This is a genomic window from Thermodesulfobacterium thermophilum DSM 1276 (assembly GCF_000421605.1).
Classification (GTDB): domain Bacteria; phylum Desulfobacterota; class Thermodesulfobacteria; order Thermodesulfobacteriales; family Thermodesulfobacteriaceae; genus Thermodesulfobacterium; species Thermodesulfobacterium thermophilum.
The window spans coordinates 1-4,304 of sequence record NZ_ATXI01000035.1; the positions used below are offsets into that span (position 1 = coordinate 1).

At 38.6% G+C, this 4,304-nt stretch carries 6 protein-coding genes and 1 pseudogene; 1 reads left to right on the forward strand and 6 read right to left on the reverse strand.

From position 1 onward, the window contains the following. Positions 1-333 precede the first annotated feature (333 nt). The 4 genes and pseudogenes from H529_RS10880 to H529_RS12225 form a co-directional block, all read right to left on the reverse strand. Positions 334-579: an integrase core domain-containing protein gene (locus H529_RS10880; protein WP_022856217.1), complete on the reverse strand. Its 246-nt coding sequence runs from the start codon at positions 577-579 to the stop codon at positions 334-336. A 19-nt stretch (positions 580-598) separates the two neighbouring features. After that, on the reverse strand, positions 599-901 hold the full coding sequence (locus H529_RS11640; protein ID WP_155984478.1) for a hypothetical protein: 303 nt from the start codon (positions 899-901) through the stop codon (positions 599-601). After that, complete coding sequence (locus tag H529_RS10885; protein ID WP_022856218.1) at positions 852-1,145, reverse strand: IS3 family transposase; 294 nt, start codon at positions 1,143-1,145, stop codon at positions 852-854. Before H529_RS10885 ends, H529_RS11640 begins: the two co-directional genes overlap by 50 nt. A 42-nt stretch (positions 1,146-1,187) precedes the next feature. Further along, a pseudogene (locus H529_RS12225) lies at positions 1,188-1,346 on the reverse strand (transposase); the annotation flags it as partial. A 462-nt stretch (positions 1,347-1,808) separates the two neighbouring features. On the opposite strand from H529_RS12225, the gene H529_RS0109325 reads away from it, so the two are divergent. Beyond that, positions 1,809-2,213, forward strand: a complete 405-nt coding sequence (locus tag H529_RS0109325; RefSeq protein WP_022856219.1) for a hypothetical protein — start codon at positions 1,809-1,811, stop codon at positions 2,211-2,213. Between the two features lie 331 nt (positions 2,214-2,544). Here H529_RS0109325 and H529_RS0109330 read toward each other — a convergent pair whose 3' ends face one another. Together H529_RS0109330 and H529_RS10895 are read right to left on the reverse strand one after the other, a co-directional pair. Further along, the gene (locus tag H529_RS0109330) at positions 2,545-3,198 is read right to left on the reverse strand and encodes a hypothetical protein (protein ID WP_022856220.1); all 654 of its coding nucleotides are present in this window, start codon (positions 3,196-3,198) and stop codon (positions 2,545-2,547) included. 5 nt (positions 3,199-3,203) lie between these two features. Continuing rightward, positions 3,204-4,097: a DNA methyltransferase gene (locus H529_RS10895; RefSeq protein WP_022856221.1), complete on the reverse strand. Its 894-nt coding sequence runs from the start codon at positions 4,095-4,097 to the stop codon at positions 3,204-3,206. Positions 4,098-4,304 lie beyond the last annotated feature (207 nt).

The following is a 4,304-nucleotide window of genomic DNA, read 5'->3' on the forward strand; positions in this document are numbered from 1 at the left end:
GACTTGCTCTTGTTGATGCCTTCCTCAAAAACTCTGGAATAAAAACCTTAATAGACCAGCATATGCCTTTACCTGGTTCAAACAGAGGTTACACCCCCTGGCAATATGCAAGCAGAGAAACAGACAGCCAAGATGACTTACAAGGGGTTTCGTGGGTATAGACCCATGATTACGGCATTTAAAGAGGTGCCTTTGATAGTTTATCATGAATTTAAGGAAGGCAATAGGCATGATGGGCATGTAAGGGCGGGATAGTGATATGCCCCCATATTTGAGACAGATATTATGAGAGACTTTACCATTACTTACCCCTTTTCTGAGACACCTTTCATGTTACTTCTCTTCTGATACATACCACACCTCCATCGGCGTCATGTAACCAAGGGCCGAATGTGGACGCTCCTCATTGTAGCTCCTTATCCACTCAGTGACCTTCTCGCACACCTCCTCAAGACGTTCAAACTCCTCCCTATCAAGCAATTCCTCCCTCATGCTCCGATGAAAACTCTCAATATGCCCATTATTGAATGGTTGTCCAGGTGGTATCACCTCTTCTTCTATTCTCCACTTAGAAATCACCTTCTGAAATTCCTTTGACCTAATAGAGAGACACCTCTCGCCTGAATACCTTCAGAGGTCCATAAAGCCTGCAAAGCTTATCTAAATGTTCAGCTACTGCCCGACCAGTCAATGAATAATCAACTATGGGCTCAAAGGCCCTGCGAGTAAAAATATCCACCACGTTAAACACCCTGAATGCCCTCCCAGATACCAATCTATCATGGATAAAATCTCCTGCCCATACATGACAGGCAAATTCAGCTACAGTGCCCTCAAAGGGCTTCGTCGGTCTAAAGTGCTTCCTCCCAGAAGGAATAACAGGTCTTCTTAAGAGCTTCAAGTTTATAGAGCCGGTAAACTCTCTTGTGGTTCACTTTAATTCCCTGTTTGTGTTTGCGGAGTTCAGCCCATATTCTCCGGTAACCCCATGATGGATTTGATAGGGCTAAATGCCTGATTTTCTCAACCACTTCTTGACCCTTTTTGCTGAAGCTCCGATAAAAAGAAGCTCTGGGAAGGTTAAATCTTCGGCAGAGGACTACTATGGGAACATTAAAGTGAGCATGAGCTTGAAGGATAAGCATCTTCAATTCCTCTTTGGTTAGAAGTTTTTTTAATGATTTCGGTCAGGACCTGAATTTCAAGCTCTTTTTCGGCAAGAAGTTTTTAAGTCTTTGGTTTTCTTCTTCAAGGAGTTTTAGGCGTTTGGCTTCTGAGGAGGACAGGCCTTTATATTTTTGTCTCCATCTGTAGATGGTGTTAGGGTTTACACCGTAAATGCTTACGACGGAGGCTGTGGAGTTATTTGGGAGGTCAGCTCAAGCTGTGATTTTAATGATTTGTTCAGGAGAGAATTTGTTTGGGCGCATACTTTTTACCCCCCCCTTTTTTAATTTTTTTTCACACCTTTCTACATTATAACTGTCTCAAAAATGGGGGCACTCCACTTCGGTTAACAATCCTTACGTGTTGTGTGGGTTGACTATTTTTACTGACCTCACGCCGTCGGAACTTGAAGAATTGAAGAAGTTTCAGGAAAGGTCAAAGGAAGAAGCTGTAATTTCGGACGTGCTGTCCAGAAGAAAAGTTGTCTAAGGTGAGAGTTTTCTGACAGGTAAAGAAACTTTTTGAAAAAACAGGCTCAGGTACTCAAGACGTTCGACGTTAAGGAGTTTCTCGAGAGATTCTGGGATCCGGTTGCTACTTTTTTCGCTCGAGGGAGTTTACGGAGCTCGTGAGGAGTGAGAATGGTTGCCGCAATTGAGTACGTGAGACTCCTCAAGCAGTACGGTAGGGCGTGGCTTCAGCAGAAGGGCATGCGGTTTTACGATCTTCTTTTGGACCTGGAAGACCAGCTATACGAGGAGCTTGAGTTCTTTGCAAAGTCCATTTATGCAAGGATTAAGATGAAGACGGAGAAGTTCGTCGCCTGGTTAAAGAAGTTTGATCCAGAGCTAGGAAGGATGTTTGAACTCACTTTCAGAAGGACAGTCGTTTACAAGTTCGTGTGGATCGTGCCGCCAAGAAGAGTCCATACACTACCAGGCAGAGCGTGGTTTACGGTGCTTAAGGAGTTTCTCGAGACAAGACAAAAGAGAGTGAAGAAGAGGTCGATCCAGCGAATGGTTCGAGTGGGAGGTTTAATAGTTTAAAGACTTCGTTGTACTATTCTTGTTTTTGCGACCACTTAAACGCGACCTAGGGCTTCTAGAAGTGCTGGAATTGGTTTACGACTCATGATCCCGAGAAGTTTTAAAGTTTACTTTTAAAATTTTCCGAGAAAATTAAAAGTCAACTTGTAAAAGTGTGCGTTTTTTTGCAGTTTTTTGCATTACGGACATATCAGGTTGTGAAGAAGTTATTTTTGTTAGAACAAGGAAAAGTTCTTTGACCTTGTGTGAAGGTTTTTCTGGTCTGCGGAAGTTTCAGGTTGGATTTCCTTGTACTAAGGTATAAATTAAAAGAACTTATTTTCCTGTGCTTCTAAAAAAGTTTCGATTTCGTACTTTTTATTATTGAGGTGAAATTGCTCAACAAACCAATCAACAACGAGTTGAACATATTTTTTTGTCTAAATGTGTGATTTTTATCAGCAGGAGCATATATGTTTGCTATAGGAGTTCCAGATCCTTTTGAAGGCTTATTTAGATAATATTCGAGCAGATTAAGTTCTTCACTGGGATAGATGATCAGCCACTTACATGGATGGTACTTTGCATAAACAAAAAGGTATACATTTATTTCCATTTTTTTCAAGCGTAAAAGGTTGTTCCAAGAACTTAACTCAATGTTTATAATTTCTTCTTTTTTAAAATTGGGGTATTTTTTTCTGAGATTTTTTATTAAAGTTGAATCTTCTTTCTGTAGTCCCGTAAGAGCACACTTTAACTCGATTAGCAAACTGTTTCTATCGAAATTTTCCTTCCAACATACAAAGAGGTCCGGCATAAATCTGACAAATTCTGTAGTTATGTCTTTTTTGAATCGTACGTGTTCGTGAATGTCAAGAATTATTTGTTCTTGCCCTATTTCTTTTATACAGACACTCTCTTTCAGAAATTCCTCAAATAAACTCTTTACTACTTCTTTAAGTATTTTATCATATTGCAGACGTTCTTTAAATCCTTCTTTTTTCACTTTAGTTATCTATCTTGTGTAAATTTTCGTGCTATTAATATGAACTGATTGACAATGTTTGGAACAAAACTTACTGGATATCCATAGGGATAAAGTTTTTTGTTGTTTTGAACGAGGTTTATAACTCCTTGTAATACAAACCCAGCCTCTTCAAGTTTGTATCCTACGTCAGCATGAAACATGTAATACTTTTGCTTGTGTCTGAAGTCTGAAACTATAATAGCAACGTATTTTTCGTTTTTCAAAACTCTATAATACTCAACAAAGTGATTTTTAAGAGATGTAAGAAAGTCGCAGTAATTTTCTATGTTTGACAGATCGTCAGGATGTTTTTCTTCTTCAGCGTAGTCAAAGGGCAGATTTAAACTCAACCTTTCTTTTTTAACCTTGTGATCTACTTTATTCAATATTTTCCAATATGGAGGACTTGTTATTATAAAGTCTACGGTTTCACTTTTTAAAGTTTTCAAAATTTTCAAAGCATCTCCCTTGTACAGTATAACATTATTGTTGTTCAAAAATCCAGAAATACGTTTTCTAGCTATTTCAAACCAGTGTGAGTAGAGTTCAATTCCTATGCACTTTCTGTTAAGTTTAAGACAAACAACTGCAGTTGTTCCGCTTCCTATAAAGGGATCTAGAACAACTTCGCCTAGTTTTGTAAAAAAAGCAATTATTTTCTCAATGTCCTTTTCAGAAAAAGTAGCAGGATGAAGTTTTTTCAGGTCATCTCTAGGTGGTGCAGTTGATATCATAACTCCGGTTTCTATAGCCTGTTCCATACCGCTTTTCAACAGATCTCTGTAAAGAGAGTCCTCAATCCACACAGATTTGGTAAACTTTACCCAGTCCCTTCCGTTAAGATTGTTTAGTTTTTTGATTTTTTCCACGGATTTCATTGCCGTAACCTCTTAAGATTTTGTCTTCTAGACTTATTGTACTTCTCTAATCGTAAAATTTCAATAAGTTTAGACTCCCTAATTTGCCGATAAAAATTTATAATCATCCATGATCTCCCCATTTTCCAATTGCTCTAAACGATTTATAATATCACCCATTGGGTGAAAAAATTTTCTAAATCTAAGAGGGTGCCATTATGCCGCAAA